General features: G+C 60.9%; 19 protein-coding genes. 2 read left to right on the top strand and 17 right to left on the bottom strand.

Going from position 1 to position 19,878, the window contains the following annotated elements:
- Positions 1 to 350 precede the first annotated feature (350 nt).
- The 5 genes from ED655_RS01850 to ED655_RS01830 all read right to left on the bottom strand — a co-directional run bounded on the left by ED655_RS01850 (position 351) and on the right by ED655_RS01830 (position 6,035).
- Entirely contained in the window at positions 351 to 1,043 is a 693-nt protein-coding gene (locus ED655_RS01850) for an RES family NAD+ phosphorylase (RefSeq protein WP_122048745.1), read from the bottom strand.
- Positions 1,040 to 1,432, bottom strand: a complete 393-nt coding sequence (locus ED655_RS01845) for an antitoxin Xre-like helix-turn-helix domain-containing protein (RefSeq protein WP_122048744.1) — start codon at positions 1,430 to 1,432, stop codon at positions 1,040 to 1,042. The genes ED655_RS01850 and ED655_RS01845 overlap by 4 nt, the downstream gene beginning before the upstream one ends.
- 279 nt (positions 1,433 to 1,711) lie before the next feature.
- On the bottom strand, positions 1,712 to 3,037 hold the full coding sequence (locus ED655_RS01840; protein ID WP_205835962.1) for a tyrosine-type recombinase/integrase: 1,326 nt from the start codon (positions 3,035 to 3,037) through the stop codon (positions 1,712 to 1,714).
- Between the two features lie 475 nt (positions 3,038 to 3,512).
- Entirely contained in the window at positions 3,513 to 4,961 is a 1,449-nt protein-coding gene (locus ED655_RS01835; protein WP_122048743.1) for an APC family permease, read from the bottom strand.
- Positions 4,962 to 5,078: 117 nt separating this feature from the next.
- A complete protein-coding gene (locus ED655_RS01830) occupies positions 5,079 to 6,035 on the bottom strand; it encodes a hypothetical protein (protein ID WP_240993446.1) in 957 nt (318 codons plus the stop codon).
- Positions 6,036 to 6,529: 494 nt separating this feature from the next.
- Between ED655_RS01830 and ED655_RS01820 the strand changes: the two genes are divergently transcribed.
- Positions 6,530 to 7,987: a site-specific integrase gene (locus tag ED655_RS01820; RefSeq protein ID WP_018308104.1), complete on the top strand. Its 1,458-nt coding sequence runs from the start codon at positions 6,530 to 6,532 to the stop codon at positions 7,985 to 7,987.
- Positions 7,988 to 8,231: 244 nt separating this feature from the next.
- Here ED655_RS01820 and ED655_RS01810 read toward each other — a convergent pair whose 3' ends face one another.
- Positions 8,232 to 8,801 carry a hypothetical protein gene (locus ED655_RS01810; RefSeq protein WP_010667187.1) on the bottom strand — a complete coding sequence of 190 codons (570 nt, stop codon included), beginning with the start codon at positions 8,799 to 8,801 and terminating at the stop codon, positions 8,232 to 8,234.
- Between the two features lie 214 nt (positions 8,802 to 9,015).
- Here ED655_RS01810 and ED655_RS01805 point away from each other — a divergent pair, with 214 nt between their 5' ends.
- The gene (locus ED655_RS01805) at positions 9,016 to 9,942 is read left to right on the top strand and encodes a LysR family transcriptional regulator (protein ID WP_010667186.1); all 927 of its coding nucleotides are present in this window, start codon (positions 9,016 to 9,018) and stop codon (positions 9,940 to 9,942) included.
- On the opposite strand, the gene ED655_RS01800 is transcribed toward ED655_RS01805, so the two are convergent.
- The 11 genes from ED655_RS01800 to ED655_RS01750 form a co-directional block, all read right to left on the bottom strand.
- Positions 9,905 to 10,165 carry a DUF2274 domain-containing protein gene (locus ED655_RS01800; RefSeq protein WP_010667185.1) on the bottom strand — a complete coding sequence of 87 codons (261 nt, stop codon included), beginning with the start codon at positions 10,163 to 10,165 and terminating at the stop codon, positions 9,905 to 9,907. The two genes, ED655_RS01805 and ED655_RS01800, sit on opposite strands and share 38 nt — an antisense overlap.
- Entirely contained in the window at positions 10,162 to 11,364 is a 1,203-nt protein-coding gene (locus ED655_RS01795) for a TraB/TrbI/VirB10 family type IV secretion system protein (protein ID WP_010667184.1), read from the bottom strand. Before ED655_RS01795 ends, ED655_RS01800 begins: the two co-directional genes overlap by 4 nt.
- A complete protein-coding gene (trbG, locus tag ED655_RS01790; RefSeq protein WP_018308105.1) occupies positions 11,361 to 12,362 on the bottom strand; it encodes a P-type conjugative transfer protein TrbG in 1,002 nt (333 codons plus the stop codon). The genes ED655_RS01795 and trbG overlap by 4 nt, the downstream gene beginning before the upstream one ends.
- Complete coding sequence (gene trbF, locus ED655_RS01785) at positions 12,359 to 13,042, bottom strand: conjugal transfer protein TrbF (RefSeq protein ID WP_018308106.1); 684 nt, start codon at positions 13,040 to 13,042, stop codon at positions 12,359 to 12,361. The genes trbG and trbF overlap by 4 nt, the downstream gene beginning before the upstream one ends.
- The gene (gene trbL, locus ED655_RS01780; RefSeq protein ID WP_018308107.1) at positions 13,042 to 14,481 is read right to left on the bottom strand and encodes a P-type conjugative transfer protein TrbL; all 1,440 of its coding nucleotides are present in this window, start codon (positions 14,479 to 14,481) and stop codon (positions 13,042 to 13,044) included. The genes trbF and trbL overlap by 1 nt, the downstream gene beginning before the upstream one ends.
- Before the next feature lie 3 nt (positions 14,482 to 14,484).
- Positions 14,485 to 15,255 carry a P-type conjugative transfer protein TrbJ gene (gene trbJ / locus ED655_RS01775; protein WP_010667262.1) on the bottom strand — a complete coding sequence of 257 codons (771 nt, stop codon included), beginning with the start codon at positions 15,253 to 15,255 and terminating at the stop codon, positions 14,485 to 14,487.
- The gene (gene trbE / locus ED655_RS01770; RefSeq protein WP_010667263.1) at positions 15,252 to 17,684 is read right to left on the bottom strand and encodes a conjugal transfer protein TrbE; all 2,433 of its coding nucleotides are present in this window, start codon (positions 17,682 to 17,684) and stop codon (positions 15,252 to 15,254) included. Before trbE ends, trbJ begins: the two co-directional genes overlap by 4 nt.
- 13 nt (positions 17,685 to 17,697) lie before the next feature.
- Entirely contained in the window at positions 17,698 to 17,973 is a 276-nt protein-coding gene (locus ED655_RS01765) for a VirB3 family type IV secretion system protein (RefSeq protein ID WP_010667264.1), read from the bottom strand.
- Positions 17,973 to 18,305, bottom strand: coding sequence for a TrbC/VirB2 family type IV secretion system protein (locus tag ED655_RS01760; RefSeq protein ID WP_018308108.1), 333 nt, complete (start codon positions 18,303 to 18,305; stop codon positions 17,973 to 17,975). Before ED655_RS01760 ends, ED655_RS01765 begins: the two co-directional genes overlap by 1 nt.
- 2 nt (positions 18,306 to 18,307) lie before the next feature.
- A complete protein-coding gene (gene trbB, locus ED655_RS01755) occupies positions 18,308 to 19,231 on the bottom strand; it encodes a P-type conjugative transfer ATPase TrbB (protein ID WP_018308109.1) in 924 nt (307 codons plus the stop codon).
- A 194-nt stretch (positions 19,232 to 19,425) separates the two neighbouring features.
- Complete coding sequence (locus tag ED655_RS01750; RefSeq protein ID WP_026200111.1) at positions 19,426 to 19,872, bottom strand: hypothetical protein; 447 nt, start codon at positions 19,870 to 19,872, stop codon at positions 19,426 to 19,428.
- Positions 19,873 to 19,878: the final 6 nt, after the last annotated feature.

Raw genomic sequence — 19,878 nt, 5'->3', positions numbered from 1 at the left:
TAACAGCAATACCCTTTTCATCAGGGGGGTATCCCTCGTAATCCGATGCTCTGCATGGCTATAACAGCCTTTCAGGCGCCAGAGGCCGCACTTGCTCTTCCTTTACCGCGCGCAGTCAGTGCGCAGGCAACATCTGAATTGCTCTCACAGCAATTCAGAACAAACGCGACCGGCACACAGGCTTAAAGCTTGAGTAGAGGTATGGTCATGATGACCACACCTTTAGAACAGACCGGCCCATGACATATCTGCACCTCCATTATGGAGGCTGAGATCAAGCATTACACCGAAAAAAGGGTGCCACCATTACGGTGATACCCCCACGAAAAAGCTTGTGAACGAAAAGCCGTTTACACACCCACCATCGTAAACTCAGGACTACCATCCCATTCGAGGTCCCATTGCGCACCAGGTCGCACATTCTGGATTGCAGAGGGACTGAACACGACCAGACATTGCCCGTCTGGATGCCGAACCGAAGGATAAATCAGGCCTCTCGCACCCTCCCTCTGCAAGTCGAGGGCAAGCTTTTGACCGGCAGGGTAGCCTATATTCGCGTCAGGCGAGAGACAGGGACTATCTGCCTCGTCGGTGATATCAGGAAACTCACCAATGAAGTCAGCCAGAAGCTCGACGTAGCGTGTCTTGTCCTTGAACACGTTGACATAGGCGAGTTCCCTGACCTTGTGAAAGGCCACCTCGTCGATGGCGGTCGGTAGTGTCCAGGCACAATACCAGGCACCACGGGCCTCGGAATTAAATCTGCTTCCGCCCGCTCGTGTGTAGGTAAACGCTGCGTTGATGTGGCTGACACCATAAACCCGAAGATCGTTATTCCGCCGTTGCCAGGCAAGCTCACGACTATCCAGATGCCGATTGCGGCCAGCCTCAGCAACCAACCTACCACTGGTCATAGCCTCGACCTCAGCTAACAGTGCTGCTTCCGCATCGGTATCGACCAATCCCCGAAGAGTAGGCGGCTTGTGATGGGTGGCCGGTATCAGACGAATCAGACCGCGTTCACAGATCGTGGTCGTTTTCACACGCCACCCCTTAGGGCATCGAGATAGCCCCGTACGCTCAGGAAATGAGGCAGGCCATATTCGATCAATGAGTCAACTGGCGCACTGCCACCAAATAGCGGCCCTGCGTTGGGAAGTTTGATCCATGATAAGGCCAGATCGTCATCGAAATAGAGCTTAAGGGATTTGTAGATACCTATGAGGGCGCTCAGTCTGAGCATCTGATCTTGCGTAAGCTCACCTGCGAAGCCAGGCTTGCGCGCGCGCTTCCATGTGCTGTCGGACATGTCGCACAAGAGTGCGGCTTTAGAAGCGGGCACAGCCCACTCTGTCAGAATGCGGTTGACTGCTTTGAGAGCGACGCTGGTCAGGTCTCCAGCAGGCGCACGAATGGACGGGGCCGTCTGCATGGTAGCTCCTTGTATCATGAGCGTATATATCGGACCATATGAACCACTTAGCAAGGCCATATGATCCAATGCGCTAACTCATTTTTGTTATAAGTGTTTCAGGGGACGATACCCTTATTTCGTCTTCGCCGAACAACAGGACTATTGTTGATCTGAACGAGTCTCGCGAGCGTGGAAAACTCGACGCCGCGAGAAGGACGAAGGCCGGTAAGCCTACTCAAGTTCATAGCACAAAATAGCGTTTTGGACACGTTCGATCATGCTCTTGGGTGTTCGCCTTCAGCGTCGGAATGGCACCACGTTTCCGTGAACCTCGACCAGCCCGGACGCGATGGCCGTCCTTTCAATGTGGGATGCCCAGACGTTCAACGCCTGCGCCCGCTCATCCATGAACTGATGCCTTTGATAGATCGCGGCAACACCTTTGAGCGACGCCGGAACGTGATTGAGGGTCAGGTCCGCAACATGCGGCGGAATGCCCAGCCGCGCCATCGTCGTCACGCCGGTTCGACGCAAGTCATGCAGGGTCCAGCTTGGGGCTGGGGCAGGCCCATTCTTTCCCGCCATATTTTGCTCTTGAGGAGCCCGCTCGGCTATGTCCGCAGCCATCAAACGCCCCAGGCGTTCGGTAGCATCTGAGAAGCCGGAAATTGGGCTGTGGCCGGTTGTCGTGAATACCAGAGGCGAGAGAGTGCCATCAGCAAGCTCACGTCGAGGCACGTCCGCCAGTTCGCGCCGTGCTGCCTCCGACAGATGAACGATATGAGCCTTCCCGTTCTTGGATCGGCCAGCGGGCACGGTCCAGGTCGAGCGGTCTGGAGCGATTTCATCCCACCTCATCCCGGCAACCTCACGCAGCCTCTGCAATGTCAGAGCCAAAACCCGGAAATACGGCCCAAACGGATAGCCCATGGCCCCAGAAGCGCGCCAGAATGCGCCTAGCTCAGCATCGTCCAGAACGCGGTCTCGGCTGGTATCTCGACTATCGAGCACGACTTCTGCAAAGGGGTTGTCGCTCACCAAACGTCTCTTGACCGCCCAGCCGAACATGGCCCGCCCGTAAGCATGGACACGCCGCGCTGTAGTAGGGTGCGCTTCACTGATGTCATCAAGCCGGGCCTGAACGTCACCCACGGTAAGCTGGCGAGCAGGTAGGCCGAGGCTTGGCCCGAACGCATAGCGCAGACGGTGCGGGGCCTCTCGCCTGTAGTTCTGGCTCCGGTCACGCAACGCGCCGTCCTGCCAACGGCCAATCAGAACGTCGAGCGTGAGGGCATCAGCGATGGCGTCGCGCGCCTCCTGCACCTCAGCCGCAAGGGTGGCCTGTGCCCTGACCTTACGCTCACCCACCGGGTCACCACCCGCCAGGACACGCCCACGCGCTTCCTGCGCCATACGCCTTGCCTGCGCAAGCGTGATCTGCCCGTAGGTCCCGAGGCCAAGACGGCGGCTCTTTCCGCCATACCGGTATTCGAACAGGAAGGTTTTCGATCCTGTGGCGTTCACCCTGACCCGAAGGCCCTTTACCTCATCATCGGCATACATCACGTCCCGCTTGTCGGGCGGACATGTGAGGCCATCGAGAACGGGCTTGGTGAGCTTCATTGCGATCGGTTCCGGGGCTCCCCACACCTCCCACACCTTGGAAAATCAGAGGTGTGGGAATTGTGTCAGACGGCGGGAAAGGGAGGGATAGGAAAAAAGATAAGGAAAACAGGTATATATGTGTGTTTGTGTTAAACACATATATATTTCCCACACCTCCCACACCTCCCACACCTCAAAAACATAGCCTCCCGGATTTTTGACCCCTTTTACCCCCGGAGTAACCAGCCTTTCACCCACTGACCGAGTTTTCCGGAGTCAATCCGGAGTCATTCAAAAAGGTAATACGGGCACCTTCTGGCACCTCGCGGCACTAGAGCCCCGCATAGGGAGCGTCCTAAGTCATTGATTTGGCAGGATGTGGCATTTCTTGGCACGTTTAAGGTATGATACCTGACGTGTTTCGTAATCAGTAGGTCCTCGGTTCAATTCCGAGTGTCGGCACCATCTCCCCCTCTCTGCATTTTGCGCTCGATCAGTTTGATGCATGACCAGACTTGGTTTGCCTGCGCCCAAGCAACCAGCCAGCGACGCAATACAACGCGAGAAACCCTAGAGGGATCCACTCGCCGCGCAGGGTTTGCGCGGTCAGGTCGGTCAGCACTGTCGCCAGATTGATCAGGCAGGCCAGTATGGCCAGAACCGGCACAATCCCGATCCAGAGCCCACCGAAACGCATACCGCCCAGCGGCACCCGGAACCGTGCCTGAGGCAGGCCTTCATCACCACGTAGCTTCATGACGGCGAAGGCGATCACCAGAAAACCGATCATCGTGCCGATACTGACGAGATCGGCCAGCAAGGTAATGGGGAGGAGCGCGGCCGTAAGCGCGGTCAGACCTGTGGTCAGCGCAATGGCGAGCACTGGCGCACCCGTCCTGGCATCGACCAGACTGAGGCGCGGGCTGATAAGGCGATCATGGGAAAGGATGTGGCAAAGGCGGGACTGACCATAAAGACTGACAAACAGCACCGAGCCCAGACCGATGACGGAACCGAATTGGAGCACGAGCGCCAGAGCAGGCATGGCGAGTGCCTGTACCGCCAGCGCAACAGGGCTTGCCGTGCCAAGCTCGCGAAACGGCACAAGCCCGGTCATCACCAGTGAGACCATGACGTAGAGCACCGCGCTGATCGCCAAAGCGCCAATAAGCCCGAACGGCACATCCCGCCCCGGTTGCCGCGCTTCAGAAGCCGCAATCGAAATCGAATCGAAGCCAAGATAGGCAAAAGAGACGACAGCAACCGCACGCAGCAGCCCGGCAATGCCAAAATGGAATCCGCCTTCTGAGGCGGGCAGGAAGGGGTGCCAGAGAGCCGGCTTCACCTGCGAACAACCCACCCCGACAAAAACCACCAGCACAGCGAGCTTCAGCAATACAAAGGCGACATTGGCCCTGCTTGCCTGGCGGATGCCGCGTGACAGGACCAGGCCAAGAACAAGCACCAGAAAGAACGCCACCGCATTGATCTGCGCCACGAGATGGAAACCGCCATCCTGCCAGATGACGGTCGACGCGCTGAGAGAGGCAGGAAGCGTGATGCCACAGCCCGACAGGAATTTGGCGAGATAGCCCGTCAGCCCAACCGAGACAGCTGATCCGGCCAGCGCATATTCCAGCACCAGCATCCAGGCGACCCACCAGGCAGGCCCCACGCCCAGCACCGATCGTGCATAACCGTAAGCCCCGCCCATGGAACGCGGAAGCGCCGAGGCAAGCTCGGCATAGCAGAGCCCGATGAAGCCGCAGCTGATGGCCGCAAGAACAAAGGAAAGGGAGACAGCCGGACCGGCATATTGCGAGGCGGCGACACCGGGGAGAACATAGATGCCCGCACCCACGACGCTACCGATCCCCATCATGAGCAGACTGAATGGACCGAGCTGGCGATGAAGAGTGCGAGACGGGCCGTCTGTCGCCATGAAAGAGTTCCTTGAAGCGGGATAAGCGCCAAGCTGTGGCGTGGTCTCGCATCCAAGGCAAGCCCCTGTTCGGGCGGCTGCACTCCTGCCGGAAGGCGCCTGCCTTCCATTTCGCAATCAGAACATCATGTTAACTGCGATCTGCGGTGCAACATTCATGTTGGTATTATGGCCGGCATAGAAAACCGAAGCGCCTGCAATGACGCCGAAACGGGGCGACCAGCTGAATTCGAGTGCCGGTGCCACCATCCAGTCGCCTGATGACCCATTGATTCGATCGATACGCCGCCCCCTCGCGTCAGAGCCCCAGATGCGCGCGCCATTGGCCCAGTCGCGCACCATATCGACAGCAAGCACCCAGCGCTGGTTGAAGCCATATTCGAGTGAGAAGCCAGTCTGGCCACTCATGCCAGGGCGCCCACGCCCCACGAAACCCTTGGTGGTGCCATAGCTCGTCACGTTATCAAGGCGGGCCGAGGTGACAGCGCGCCGAAATGTCGCCCACATACGCAGCCGCAACGTGTGATCATGCGGCAAATCATAGGTTGATTGCTCTACCAGTGCCGTGCGGAAAACATAGGCGCCATTGCCCACGCCGTCCTGACTTCGGCCCAGATTGGAATAATCACCCGTCGGCATGAGCATGCCGACAAACAGGCTCAGTGACGGAATATACCGTTTGGGGTTGGGGTCCAGAAAGCGCCAGAGAAAGTCGACCGGCATATCGCCGAATTTCAGACTGCTGGTCGTGCCATCTCCGCGCTTCCAGCCATAGGAGATGGCAGGGAATATCTGGATACTGACATTATCGGTCAGCCCGTATTTGACCATCGTTGAATTGCTGATGGTTCTCTGGCCCGGTCCGGACGACATGGAGCGCCCATTGGACCCGAGATAATCCACGGGCTGATTATAGGTCAGATAGGGTTCGATCCCGAGCACACCTGCCTTGAACTGCGGGCCAGACGGCGAAATGAGAGAGCCAGTGTACCATTGCTCGCGCTTTGGCTGAGGCTCGGCATCAGATGCCCAGACCTTGCTGCCCATGCCGCAGGGAAATGACAGGGCGGACATCAGGCCCGCAATAGCCGGAACTGATCGCAAAAAGCGCTTTATAGTGGGAAAATGTCTCAAAATCTCGCCGCGTTATTTTTTTGTTACCCTGAGACGGTTAAAAACCTTCCGAGGGTGACGCAACCTGTCCAAAGCGAGATTTTACTGATCAAAGAGTCAGGTTCATTGGTATGCAAAGCGTTTGAGCGCAGAAGATCACAAAGAATTCAGGGAAGTAATTCCCGATCTTTGTAGAGTTCTCATGATTTGCTTTGATATTTCGGAAGCGCCGCTCCAGATAAATCAGAAGATTATCTGGAGCGGGCGATGGGATTCGAACCCACGACCCCAACCTTGGCAAGGTTGCATATACTCTACCATCCCACACTCTACCTTTCGCTTCCATACGATAATATCGTTTTATAACAGAGTATTATTTGGCGGCGCTTTGTAAGGCGTTCGCTCCAATTTGCCAGAGTTTCTCTCTACGGTGGACACCATGTGGACACCATTTTATGGTGGTGTCCACCCGAGAACTCAATACGAGGCGTGCGATGAAACGATCGTCCAGCGTACGTTTGACCAAGCCCGTCGTCGACAAGGCCGAGGTCCGAGATAGTCGATATGACTTGTGGGATCTCGATCTCGCTGGCTTTGGACTACGCATCGAGAAAAGCGGCACGAAAACTTTCATCATACGCTATCGCATTGAGGGCGGTGGCCGATCGGCACCAAGGCGATTCCTGGCGCTTGGACGATTCGGAGCACTTACCGTCGAACAGGCGAGAAGGAAGGCTAGGGGCCTGCTGGGCGCGGTCGCACACGGCGAAGACCCAGCGGGTGACGTGCAGGAGAAGCGGCGCGAAAAAACGATTCGGGACTTACTCGACTTCTACGAGGAGCATGGATGCATCGTGCAAAGGGGTATTCATAAGGGCAAGCCCATGAAACCTCTCACCAAGCAATACACCATGTCACGGCTTCGTCACCATGTTGAACCACTTCTAGGGGGACGTCGTGCGAGCGAGATCACTTCGGGCGATGTCGAGCGATTTGTGGCCGACGTAACAACTGGCAAGACCGCGAAAGACATAAAGATTGGGCCGCGCAAACGTCTTATCGTTCGGGGCGGTGAGGGCGCAGCACGGAAGGTCGTTCGTGATCTTTCGGCCGTATTCAGTTTCGGCAGGCGGCACGGCTTTATCGCCCAAAATCCCGTCGAAGGGGCTTCCGTCAGAAAGACGGATAATCGTCGCATGCGCTTTTTGACGTTGGAGGAAGTAGCCCGACTAGGCGACGCGTTCAACAAGGTCGAGACACGAGGGGCAAATCCTAAAGGGGTCGCAATCGCCCGGCTTTGGGCGCTTACCGGATGTCGTCGAAACGAAATTGCGGCGCTCAAGGTTGAGGAAGTCAATCTAGAGGATAACCTCTTCGAGTTCGAGGATAGCAAGACTGGGAGATCGATTCGCCCCATCGGCCCCACGGCGAGAGCAATGCTCGAGAATCTCCTGAAGGACCGCAAGAAAGGCTATCTTTTTCCGGCGGAGAGAGGCGAGGAAGGACATTACCAAGGCACGCGCAATATCTGGTCGGAAGTTATCAAACTTGCCGATCTACCGGGCGTAACGCCTCACACCCTTCGGCACACTCTTGGCTCTACTGCGACGTCAAGCGGCGAAGCATTGGCCCTGACCGGTGCTCTTTTAGGACACGCCAACCTCAAATCGACCGCCATTTACGCCCATGTCCAACGCGATACTTCGCTCGAGGCTGCCAAGCGTGTAGAAAAATTACTTGCAATGGCACTAGAGGGAAATGTTATTGGGGAAACAAATTCCGCGCAGGAGATAAAACCTAAAGAATTGGATGCAGATTTGATCCGAGAGCTATCTAAAAGGTTGTCAAAAGAAAATGCAGATACAGCAAGACTTCTAGGAATTATAGCTGACAGCATTTCTAGTACTCTATGAATCTCCGAGTTATTTTGCTCTTTAATCTCCGTACACTAGTTCCACATACCGATGATGCCGCACCGTATTCTCTTCGCGTCTGTCAGACTGGGATCAAGATGAAGTTCCTCCAGATAACGGCCGCCTCGCAGATCGCGGCGAGGTCGTTCAGTTCCAGAACGGGAACGGTGCAGGCTGGATTAAAGGCACAGAACGCAGGCGCATACACGCGCGACATTAGGAGCGGTCGGACAATCATAAAGCTTCATGGCAATGCTGGGCGCGGGTGGTGAGAGGGCGGAGACTCCGACTGTTCCCGGATAGCCGTGAGCATGCGACGGCGGATCAGGCCGCTGACCGGGCGGATCAGATACCAATAGGGGGCGAAGCGACGCCTGGCCCGGTCCGTGACGCAAAACACGCGGGTTTCCGTCACCAGCCGCTGGGTGCCGTGTGGTCCCCGCTGGATGGAGAAGCCCAGAGCGAGCTTGCAGACGTCATCTTGGCGAGGGATGAGAAAAGCGCCGGTCGTAGGAATGTCGCACAATCCGTAATCCGTCCGCCAGAACGCGCCGATGAGGCCATAGACCAGGGCGGCATCGCCCCGCCGTTCCAGCACCGTGAAGTCGGTGAGGTCCAGATGCCGTTGCCGCGCATGGCCTAACAGCCGGGCGGGCATTTCGCGCAGGCAGATGGCGGCACGAACCAGCGGATCGTCCTGATTCCGCCATGCAGCCACCGCGTTCATGATGCGACTGGCCGGGGCGGAGATATCGACACTGTGTCGCTCGCTGAAATCGAAGCGCGGGATGAATTCGTCCAATAGGTTCATCATGCTTCCATTTCTCTCCGGCGAGGTGGTACATTAGCGCACTATGCCACAAGAGCATTTCGCACCGTAGTGCGGATACTGCGATGGCTTCATGGCGAAGCCAGACAGTAATTCCATAATATATTGTGAACGAAATATGATTGCAGACTTGAAAGCACGATGACTGGATTTTGGCACGTCATGCCGAAGGTCTTCAAAAAATCGGGATAGACAGAAAATGTCGGTTCGGCGACCACCTCTCGATCTGCGGGAATTGCTGTTCGTGCGTGTCATCGCGAGGGAGGGAAGTATCCACGGAGCCGCACGGGCGTTGGGAGGCAAACAATCTGCCGTAAGCCGGTCTTTGCGATTACTGGAAGAGCGACTTGGCGTCTCCCTCTTTCGACGCACGTCGAGCGGTGCCAGACTGACCCCGGCGGGAGTTGCCTTTCTGCGAGAGGCTGAGAAGCTGCTCGATGGAACTGTCGGACTGTACGAGCGCACGCGGCGTTGGAGCCGGGGCGAGACCGGCGTCATCTCCGTGGGCGTCCAGGGCAGCATCCCACCCGGCCGGATCTCGGCGATACTGGAGTCGTACAGCCGTGCGCAACCCGGTATCTCCTTCATTTATCGGGATAATGCGAAAAAAGAACTGCTCCAGGCCCTGGAACAGGAAGAGATCGACCTCGCGATAATGACGCTGCCCTTGCCCGGCAGCATGGCGGCCACGATCCCGCTCTGGAGCGATCGTGTCGTTGCGATCATGCCGGTCGAACATCCGATCGCACAGGTCGGAACCGCGTCATGGGCCGAGTTGCACGACGGAATCTTTCTGATCGGGAAGGATGATACCGGCGACGAACTGCTCGCGCTCCTGATGCGCAAGATGCGGCAGGCGGGATTTGTTCCTGTGACACGTCAGGAGGCGGTCAGAAGCCTGCGGGTCGTCGCATTGGCAGCAAATGGAAGTGGCATTGCCCTATTGCCGGATGCCTGGCTGGGCTTTCTGCCCGCTGCCATCCGGGAGCGGATCGCTGTAGTGGAAGTCATCGACGGGGACGGGTTTTCCCACTTCGCGTATGGCGCGGCCTGGCACCGTGAGCGCTGCCCACCGGCCGCGAGAACAGTCATTCGTTTTCTGGAGCAGCAGGCGGCTGCGTTTTAACGGCTGCCCGCCGTGGCCCCTGCCGGAGCTTTCGGAACGCGCGGTCGGATGTGATAAAGCCACGGATCATGTGCGGCACGAGACGGGCAGGCTCGACGGGCTGGCCGTTCTGGCTGACCAGGGCAGCATAAGTGACGAGATCGCGATGAAGGTCCGCAGGCAGGTCCACGGTGACGCGGACCGGCTTTTCGTCGGGAATTTCGGTGATGCGCAGCTTCGTCATGGAGCCGGTTCCTTTGGGTGCCAGGGGTTCAAGATCAGGTCGCGATTCAGGATAAGCATGAACGGCAGGCCCGGCCGGTCTGTCAGCGTCGGCTGAATATTCAGGCTGCGATCAATCAGCCGGTTGCCGACCATGGAAAACCCGTTGCTCGCGCCGGAGCGGATGGCCTGCATCAGGTTGTTCTCGTTCCATGACGTGCCCGCTTCGGAGCCCACGCTGAGGAGGGTCGTGACGAGCGCCGCCCTGAAGAGCTGGCCCCAATGATTGTTCACCTCGTCGGACAGGCCGGACTGGCCGATGGCGTCGCCGCCGGGCAGCTTTTCCAGGACGAGGCTTTCGCCGTTCGGATAGATCAGCCGGGTCCAGATGATCTGGGTGCGCTGCTGCCCGAAGGAAATGCCGCTGTTATAGGCCCCGAACAGGGTGCTTCCCTGCGGGATAAGCAAGGACCGTCCGGTCGGGCTGTCATAGACGTTCTGGGTGACATGCCCTACGATCTGTCCGGGCAGATCGGAACTGATCTTCGTATTGAGTGCGCCGGCAATGACGGTCCCAGCCTGGAGGATATAAGGCGAGGCGGGAGATACGATCCGATCCGGGCTGACGGTCATGCGGTCCGGCTGACCCGCCAGGAAGGCGCGATTGCCGGTCTGCTGGTCGGGGCCGGTCGGTGATGCCTGTGCTCCGGGAGCGGTGGCCATGACCGGAATCGTCTGCGCAGTCTGGCCGTCCCGCGCCTCGATCTGGGCGAAGAGCCTGCTGGTGCGGGCCGCCTCGATTTCCTGATCGCCACGGCGGTCTCCCATGCCCGAGACCGGTCCCGCGCGACCGTTCCGCTGTGCGTCGAGGATCGGCTTGCCGAGATCGCCGGGCAAAGGCGGCCCGAGTTTTGGAGTGGCGGTATAATCACTGGGGAGAGCGGCCAGCCCGTCGGCCGAAGGACGGGTGTCGGTGTCCTGTGCCCCCTGGACCGACCCCTTCTGTGTACCATTTTGCAGCGCGTAGCCCAGCGCAAGACCGATCGCGAGCATCCCCGCACCACCCAGCGTCCAGATGACGGGGCGCGAGAGCCGGACCACCGGCGGACGCTGCACGCGCAGCCGCAAATCGGGAGAGGGCGGCGGGGATGATGGTCCTGTTCCGCTTCCGCTTGTGGTGGCTCCCGTATTCCCTTCCGGGCGCTCTTCCGCGCCGCTCATGACTTCCTGCCATCCGTGCGGACGATCCGTACTCGCTGCTCGGAATGTTTATCCCCAAGCCGCAATTCGGCCGCCGCAAACAGGCGATCGACGATCATCCAGTTCTGCCTCACCCGGTAGTTCACCAGTTCCGGGCCGCCATCGGCCCCCAGCACGAACAGCGGCGGCAGTTCGCCCTGCCCGATACCGGACGGAAACGCGAGATAGACTTTGTGGCCATCGTCGAACGCCCGGCTGGGCAGCCAGGGCGGTGTTCCGCCTTTCACACTCTCGATCGCGTATCGGAAATTCAGCGCGTCGAGATTCAGCCCCGCATCCACGGGCGCCGCTTCGTCGGCGTTACTGTCCTGCCGATGCAGGGCAATCAGCTCATCCTCGGGATAGTCCCAGGAGACGGACGCCATATAGGTCGCGGGTGTCGCCCGCAGTTCGGCAAGGTAGGTCCGCCGGTCGGTATTGACGATCAGATTGGTGGTCAGGTCCGGTCGCGTCGGCTTGACCAGGATATGCACCCTTCTGGTCGTACCCGCGCCACTGGTGGTATCGCCGACAATCCAGCGCACGGTGTCCCCCACCGCGACCGGGCCAGTACCGACCAGCTTCTCGCCCTGCTGGAGCATGATGTCGGTGATCTCGCCGGGCGCGGCATAGACCTGATAGAGCGCGCCCGCGCTGTAGGGATAGACCTGCACCGCATTCACATAACCGGCCCGCGTCGGCTGGATGCGGGCGGCAAGATTGGCCTGGGTCACGCGCACGGTAGGGTCAGCCGCCTCGGGCACGACATGGGCACGCCGCAAGGGTGGAAGCGGCTTGAGTTGACCCGGCAGGGGAAGCAGCCGCGGGACTTCCACCACCCGCACAGGCTTCGGCGGATCAGGCAGGAGCATGGCCTGGGCCGCGTCGTCATATCGTATGACGGGTGGATGGTACTGTTGCGCGCAACCCGCCAGGGGCAGGGTCAGCAACGGCAAAGCACGAAGAGCACGACGGATCATTGGCCAAGCTCCTTCGACCAGTTAATGGCGGAGACGTAGATTCCGAGCGGGTTTTTCCGCAGATGATCCGCGTCGCGCGGGGTGCGCAGAACAACCGAGACGATGGCGGTCCAGCGTTCGGTGCCGGTGAACGCGCCGTCACGGTAATGGCGCTCCGTCCAGGCCACCCGGAAACTTCCGGGAGAGGCCCGGATCACCGAGGCGATGTCCACCTCGACCTGCTCGTGCCCGATCCGCGAAAACGGATCATTCAGGCGGGCATAATCATTGAGGGCCACAGCGCCGGACGTGGTGGTGAAATCATAGGCGCGCAGCCAGTTCTGCCGGACAACCACGGCATCCGAAGACAGGGACCGCACGTCATGGACGAACTGCGCCAGATACCAGGCGATCTGCGGATCGGCGGGCATGTAGCCGGACGTGGCCGGGGCAACGACCTGCGCCTGCCCCAGCCGGTCCACCTGCACGACCCACGGCGTGATGGTGCCGCGCGCGGACTGCCAGACCAGCCCGCCCCCGAGACCGGCGGACAGGAACAGGGAGCCAAAGGCCATGAGACGCCAGTTGCGGGCTTGCACGCGGGCCGAGCCGATGCGCTCATCCCAGATCTGCGCTGCCTTCTGGTATGGGGTGACGGGCTCGGGCGTGGTCCCGTAGCGTGTTGTGGAGCGACGGAACATCATTCTTTCTCCGAGAGATCGATGGACGTGGACCCGCCCCCGCCATCGGCGGAGCGGATGATATGGGCGGCCTCGGCGGCATGGGTGGCGGCGTTGCGGCGCTTCATGTTCCGCGCCCAGCGGGGCGGCTTGCCGTCGGAGCCGTCGCCGCTATCGGGGTCGCCTCCCGAGGGGCCGCCACCAGGGTTACCGCTACCGGCAGGCCCGGTACCGGGATCACCTCCGCCGCCGGACGGGCCTGAAGACCCACCGTCACCCGATGGCCTATCGCCTTCTCCGGCGCCGCCCATCGCACCGGCGGCCCAGCGTCCGCCAGCAGAGTAGCTTTCCTTCAACGAGGATGTTGCCGCGCCGACCTTGCTCTTCACGGCGTTCATCGCAGCACCCCCAGCGGCGCGACCGACATTGCCAGCCGCCGATGCCATGCCCGCCGCACCAGTCTGTCCGGCCGCCCCCATGGAGTAGGCTGTCGTGGCGGCACCTGCGACGGCAGCCCCTCCGCGCGCTGCCGCTGCCGTCGCACCGAGGGCCGCCGCTCCGCCAGACGCCACGGCGGCGGGCGCGGCAACAGCCGCAGCCCCCATCGCGCCCACCGCCATCGCGGTTCCCGCTGCTGCCCCGGCACCAAGCTGCGGGGCACCGGAAATCAGCCCATTGGCGAGCGAGCCGCCGAAAATGGCGAGACCCACGATGCAGAGTGACGCCAGCACGACGGACAGCGCCTGGCCGATGGTGGGCGCACTATCACCGTAGGACGTCGTGAACTGCCTGAAGAGCACGGAAGCTATGGCGGAAATAACCGCCAGCACCATGATCTTCACGCCGGACGACACGACATTGCCCAGTACCTTCTCGGCGAGGAACGCCGTGCGGTTGAACAGGGCAAACGGGATCAGCACGAAGCCCGCGAGTGAGGTCAGCTTGAACTCGACGATCGCCACGAAGAGCTGCACCGCGAGGATGAAGAAGGCCGCCAGCACGATGAACCAGCACAGGAGCAGGACGAGGATCTGCACGATGCTGGCCAGCGCACCGAAGGAAAACGCCAGTTTACTCGCCGCATCCAGCAGCGGCTGCGCGGCATCGAGCCCGGTCGCCGCCAGTCGGCCGGGATGCATGAAATCCCCAAGCGCCAGCGTGCCGCCCCCGGCTTTGAGCCCGAGGGCCGCGAAACTGTTGAAAACGATCCCCGACAGGCCGCTGAAATGGTCAATGACGAAGGCAAAGAAGCCGATATACAGCGTCCTCTTCACCAGACGCTGGATGATGTCCTCATCGGCGGCCCAAGCCCAGAACAGGCCGGCCAGCACGATGTCCAGCACCGAGAGCGAGCCGGCCAGCGACACCACACTTCCCTTCACCAGACCGAAACCGCTGTCGATCGTAGTCTCGAAGGTATTCAGGAAACCGTCGATGATGCCGACATTGTCGCTCGCCATTGCTCAATATCCAGAACTTGGGATGGCGACGGCCTGGGGAACATAGGCGTCATACTGCGAAAAATGCTGATATTGGGCTTCCGCCCCTGCCTCGTTCGCCGCCTGTCGCGCCCGTTCGAGGTCCGCAGCCCGGCCATTGGCGGCCAGTTCCGCCTGGATGTCGAACAGTTGCCGGGATTGCAGGGCCATAAGCTGGTTGCCGGCCTGCGCGGCCTGCAACGCCCCGGTTGACGTCTGGCTGGCCGAAACCAGTTGCGTCATGGCCGAACTGTCGCTCGGGATGTTTCCTACCACCCGCGCCTGAAGCTTCAGGGCGTCCTCGAACCCACCCACAGAATTCTGCCAGCGTGTCTGTGCCTGGCTGAACAGGGCACCGTCGGACATGCCAGAGGACACGGACGTGTACGCCTGCTGGTACTGCTGCTCGACGGACTGGACGCTGTAGGCAATATTCTGCGCCTGCGCGAGCAACGCTGTGGTTTGGGAAATCGTCGATTGCAGCGTCGACAGTGTCGAAAGTGGTAGGCTCGCCAGATTGCGACCTTGGTTGACCAGCATCTGCGCCTGATTGGCCAGTGACGTGATCTGGTTGTCGATCTGCTGGAGCGTGCGGGCCGCGATCAGCACGTTCTGGACGTGGTTGGCGCCGTCATAGACCGCCCATTGGGCATGGGCTGACACGACTGGCATGACAAAAGCCAGAGCAGCGCCGAAGACCACGGCACATCCGGGGCGGAAATCTTTTGCCCGAATACGGAAAGGTTCTTCCGTCATGGCATCGCTCCTTCCCGAAGAAGATCGGCCGCCCACATGACGCCACGCGCCTCGAACCAGGCTGGGAGAAAGCCGGCCCGCCCATGTTCCACCAGCATCGCGTCGATCAGCCGGTGGTCGTCCTTGCCGGAGGCGGCGCACAGGGCGAGTGCCACCGGCCCGAGCCCCAGTTCGAAGAGGCGATTTCCCCGCTGGGTCTGGCAGTAATATTCCCGCTTCGACGCCGCGCGGGCGATAATGGCGATCTGTCGGTCGTTCAGCCCAAAATCGCGGTAGATGGCCGCGATCTGCGGCTCAATGGCCCGTTCATTGGGCAGGAAGATCCGCGTCGGGCAACTTTCCACCACAGCCGGGGCAATGCGGGAATTGGCGATGTCCGACAGGGACTGGGTGGCGAAAATCACCGACGCATTCTTCTTGCGCAGGGTTTTCAGCCACTCCCGAAGCTGGCCAGCAAAGTCCCCGTCATCCAGAACCAGCCAGCCCTCATCAATGACCAGCAGGGTCGGACGGCCATCCAGCCGTCCTTCGATCCGATGAAACAGGTAGGACAACACGGACGATGCCGCCCCGGACCCGATCAGCCCTTCCGTTTCAAACACCACGACATCGGCGTCACCCAGCCGCTCGGTGTCCGCATCCAGCAGGCGGCCATAGGGACCACCCAGGCAATATGCCGCCATTGCCTGCTTCAGGGCGTTGGACTGGAGAAGTGCTACCATACCTGACAGGGTCCGCTCCTGAACGGGCGACGACGCCAGGGAGTTCAGCGCCGACCAGAGGTGAGACTTCACCTCGGGGGTCAGCGTTACCCCTTCACCGACAAGGATCTGCCCCAGCCATTCCGTGGCCCATTTGCGCTCGTCGGGATCGTCAATCCTTGCCAGCGGCTGAAGGGAGACGGCGGAATGCCCATCGCCCTCGTCCGTCAGCCCGCCTCCAAGATCGTGCCAGTCCCCGTCCATCGCCATCGTCGCCGCACGCATGGACCCGCCGAAATCGAAGGCGAAAATCTGCGATCCCGCATAACGCCGAAACTGGAGCGCCATCAGCGCCAGCAGCACGGATTTGCCCGCCCCTGTTGGTCCTGCGATCAGCGTGTGGCCAACATCGCCGACATGAAGGCTGAACCGGAATGGTGTGGCGCCCGCCGTCCTGCCGTAGAACAGCGGTGCTGCCTTGAAATGCCCGTCCTGCTCCGGCCCTGCCCAGACGGCCGACAGCGGAATCATATGCGCCAGATTCAGCGTCGAGACCGGGGGCTGACGAACATTGGCGTAGACATGGCCGGGCAGCGAACCCAGCCATGCCTCCACCGCGTTGAGGCTTTCCGTCATGCAGGTGAAATCGCGGCCCTGGATGATCTTCTCAACCAGCCGAAGCTTTTCGGCCGCGATGGAGGCGGAACCGTCCCAGACCGTGATGGTCGCGGTAAGATACGCCTGTCCGACATCGTCGGCACCGAGGGACTGCAAGGCCAAGTCAGCATCGGCAGCCTTATTGGCAGCGTCGTTGTCCACGAGAACGGATGCCTCGTTGGTCATCACCTCCCGGACAATGGCTGCGATGCTCTTACGCTTTGCAAACCACTGCCGGCGGATCTTCGTCAGCACCTTGGTGGCGTCGGTCTTGTCGAGCAGGATGGCACGGGTTGACCAGCGATAGGGCATCGCCAGCCGGTTCAGGTCATCCAGGATTCCGGGAAAGGTCCGCGACGGGAAACCGGTGATCGTCAGCGTTTTCAGGAAGGCATCGCCGAGTTTCGGCTCCAACCCGCCCGAAAGCGGCTGATCGACCAGCAGCGCGTCAAGATGCATCGGGATTTCCGGCACCCGGACACGCTGGTTCCGCGTCGAAATGGTCGAATGTAAATAGGTCAGCGTTTCACCGTCATTGAGCCAGGTGGCCTCGGGCATGAAACCGTCCAGCAACGCCAGCATCCGGTCGGAGCGATCCACGAACGCATGGAGTATGCCGTGTGGGTCCGGCCCTTCGCGCTCCCTGCCCTCGAACAGGAACCGGGCAGCCCGGTCGGACGATTCCGCCGGTGGCAGCCAGACCAGGGTCAGGAAATACCGGCTCTCGAAATGCGCGCCCTCATCCTCGAACTGCTCACGCCGTTCCAGATCGACCATGTGCGAGGCGGCATCCGGGAAATCGCTCTCGGGATAGAGTGTGGCCGGGACGCGCTGCGCCTCGACGAACACCGCCCATCCGGAGCCCAGACGGCGGAGATTACTGTTGAGCCGTGCGGTGACACCGACCAGTTCGGCAGGCGTGGCGCTATCCATATCGGGACCACGGATGCGCGCCGTGCGCTGGAAGCTGCCGTCCTTGTTCAGGACGACGCCTTTCTCCACGAGCGCGGCCCATGGGAGAAAATCCGACAGGAGGGCGGCGCGATTGCGATATTCGCCAAGGGACATCATCGCCCTGCCCTCCCTACGCCCGCAGCCAGGCGGGGTAACGGAGATGTCGCCGCCCGACCTCGATGAACAGCGGATCACGCTTCGCCCCCCAGACCGCGAGCCCGTGGCCCACGATCCAGAATGCGGCTCCGATCAGCCAGAGCCGCAGGCCCAGCGCGATCGCGGCGGCCAGCGTGCCATTGGCGATGGCGACGGCACGGGGCGCACCACCCAGCAGGATGGGATCGGTCAGCGAGCGATGCACCGGGACATGGAACCCCGGCAACGCGTCATCGTCATATCCCGCCATCAGATCAGTGCTCCGCCGGAGAACGAGAAGAACGACAGGAAGAACGAGCTGGCGGCGAAAGCGATGGACAGGCCGAAGACGATCTGGATCAGGCGGCGGAACCCACCCGATGTTTCCCCGAACGCCAGGGTCAGACCCGTGACCGTGATGATGATCACCGAGATGATCTTGGCGACCGGTCCCTGCACGGATTCCAGAATCTGGTTGAGCGGCTCCTCCCACGGCATGTCGGAGCCCGACGCCAGGGCCGAGGAGCACCATGCGATGGACAGCAGCAGCATGGTGGAGAGGACAGGCGCGTGCCGACGCACACGGAACAGCGTGAGGTTCATTTCTAATCTCCATCGGTATCGATTGAATGAATGCGATAGGCACCAGTGCCGGGATCAATCCCGTCCACGGTGGCGAGTTCGGACAGGCGACGGGCCGTCCCGCGTCCAGACAGGACAGCGATCACGTCAATGGTTTCCGCGATCATGGCGCGTGGCACCGTGACCACCGCTTCCTGGATCAGTTGTTCCAGACGATACAGGGCAGCCAGCACCGATCCGGCGTGCAGCGTGCCGATACCGCCCGGATGGCCAGTACCCCATGCCTTGACCAGATCAAGGGCCTCGGCCCCACGTACCTCACCGATGGGGATACGGTCGGGACGCAGGCGGAGACCGGACCGGACGAGATCCGACAGGGTGATGACGCCCTCACGGGTGCGCAGGGCGATGAGATTGGGCGCCGTGCATTGCAGTTCGCGCGTGTCCTCGATCAGCACGATGCGATCGCCGGTTTTCGCAACCTCGGCCAGGAGGGCATTGACCAGCGTGGTCTTGCCCGTCGATGTGCCGCCCGCGACCAGAATGTTCCTCCGTTCCGTGACAGCGCGGCGCAGGAATGCCGCCTCGTCCGTTGTCATGATCGCGGCCTCGACATAGTCGTCGAGGGTGAACACGGCGACAGCGGGCTTGCGGATCGCGAAACTTGGGGCGGTCACAACGGGCGGCAGCAATCCCTCAAACCGTTCGCCAGTCGGCAATTCCGCCGATACGCGCGGGGCTGCCTCATGCACCTCCGCCCCGACATGGTGTGCGACCAGGCGGACGATGCGCTCGGCATCGGCTGGTGCAATCACATCACCCGTATCAGCCAGCCCCTCAGACAGACGGTCGACCCACAGCCGCCCATCGGGGTTGAGCATCAGCTCGACCACAGCCGCATCGGCAAGGTGCCCGGCGATCGCAGGCCCCATCGCCGTACGCAGCATGGAAATGCTCCGTACCCTTGCCCCTTGGTTGATGGCGGAAACCGACATGATCTTCCCCGGTATAAGCCGAGCGCGATGGGCGCACGGCGACGGGGATCATTAGGAAAGGCAGGAAACGGGGCGGTTCAACAAGAATTCAGGCGTCGTAGAAACGCAGCGAGACGGAGGGCAAAAATACTTGCGGGGTGCGAAAATTACGACTCCGGATCATCCTGTGCGGCGGGGTCCGAAACGTCCTCCGGAATTTCCTGCTGGAGTCGTGGTCCCTGAGCCAGCCTGCGGCCGAGGGCCGCGACGAAATTATCGTAGCGCGCTCCGGCTTGTGCCCGCGCTGCCTTGGCGGCCGGTTCGGGAAGTGGCGGGGTCGTGGTCAGCCAAAAGCGGATGAACAGCGCCAGGGTCTCCACCGTGATGCCAATATCACGCTCCAGCCGCGCGAGGCGCCGGTCCTGCCGGTCGAGACGCTTCGATGTGGCAGCCTCGCGGCGCTCCTCGCCATCGGGCGAAAGGAAGGAGGCGACAGCGGCCTCGACGATCAGCGACATCGGCTGCGCGCGTCGCGCGGCATAGGCGGACAGAGTCTTCATCACCTCGGGATCGAGATAGACGGAGATCTGGGCCTTCTTTTTCGGCATTGCCATTGCGGC

The sequence above is a fragment of the Asaia bogorensis genome (genome assembly GCF_900465345.1).
Classification (GTDB): Bacteria; Pseudomonadota; Alphaproteobacteria; order Acetobacterales; family Acetobacteraceae; genus Asaia; species Asaia bogorensis_A.
Note: the sequence above shows the minus strand (reverse complement) of the source record. Positions and strands in the feature narration are given on the sequence as shown.